Below are 1,265 nucleotides of genomic sequence, written 5' to 3'. Positions count from 1 at the left end.
GACCGCGGCGGGGGCGGCCCCCGCGTCCGCCGCCGACGAGCAGGCGGACGGCCGGGGCGACGCGCAGCGGGCCGCGGGGACGCGTCCGCCCGTCCGCACGGGCACCGGCCTGGACCGGCTGCCGCACCCGCTGGTGGTGGCGCACCGGGGTGCGAGCGGCTACCGGCCGGAGCACACCCTCGGCAGCTACGAACTGGCGCTGGAGCTCGGCGCGGACGTCATCGAGCAGGACGTCGTGCCGACGAAGGACGGCCATCTGGTCGTCCGCCACGAGAACAACATCGCGGAGACGACGGACGTCGCCGACCACCCCGGGTTCGCCGCCCGGCGGACCACGAAGACGGTCGACGGCACCGCGCTGACCGGCTGGTTCACCGAGGACTTCACGCTGGCCGAGCTGCGCACGCTGCGCGCGAAGGAGCGGCTGCCGCAGCAGCGCCAGCGCAACACCTTGTACGACGGCCGCTGGCCGGTGCCGACCTTCCGCGAGGTGGTGGAGTTCGCGAACAAGCGCTCGCGGACCCTGGGCCGCCCGGTGTGGCTGTACCCCGAGACGAAGCACCCGAGTTACTTCCGCTCGATCGGCCTGCCGCTGGAGGAGCGGCTGGCGGACGAGCTGCGCCGCGGCGGGCTGGCGGGCCGCAACGGCCGGGCGGTCCTGCAGTCCTTCGAGCCGAGCAGCCTGCAGCGGCTGGCGAAGCTGGTCGACAACCCGCGGATCCAGCTGCTGAGCGGTCCGACGACGCAGCCGTACGACTTCGTGCTGGCGGGCGACCGGCGGACGGTCGCGGACCTGGTGACGCCGGGCGGGCTGCGCTGGCTGGCGTCGTTCTCGCACGGCATCGGCCCGACCACGCAGCTGATCGCGCCGGTGGACGCCGCGGGCAGGCTGCTGCCGCCGACCACGCTGGTGGCGGACGCGCACGCGGCCGGCCTGGTGCTGCACCCGTGGACGGTGCGCAACGAGAACTCCTTCCTGCCGGTCGACTTCCGCCGGGGCACCGACCCGAACGCGTACGGCGATTCGATCGGCTGGGCGCGCCGGCTCTACGACCTGGGCGTGGACGGCTTCTTCACCGACAACACGGACACCTCGGTGCTGGCCCGCGGCGACTTCTGGGCTGCCCGCGGGGTGAACTGACGACCGGTCAGTCATCACGGCCGGGGGGGGGGGGGGGGGGCCCCCCCCCCCCCCCCGGGGGGCCCGACCCAAACGCGATAGGATGAGCGTCGTGGTGGGGAAGAGAGTTTTGGGTTTTGTTTGT

The 1,265-nt window shown here is 74.0% G+C and carries 1 protein-coding gene; it reads left to right on the top strand.

The genetic code is table 11. The features are described from left to right. On the top strand, positions 1 to 1,141 hold a 1,141-nt coding region (locus ABZ641_RS38085; RefSeq protein ID WP_359989219.1), incomplete at its 5' end, for a glycerophosphodiester phosphodiesterase. Between the last annotated feature and the right edge of the window lie 124 nt (positions 1,142 to 1,265).

The sequence above is a fragment of the Kitasatospora sp. NPDC007106 genome (assembly GCF_040634455.1).
GTDB lineage: Bacteria > Actinomycetota > Actinomycetes > Streptomycetales > Streptomycetaceae > Kitasatospora > Kitasatospora arboriphila.
The sequence above is the reverse complement of the archived record's forward strand: the minus strand, read 5'-3'. Positions and strand labels throughout refer to the sequence as shown.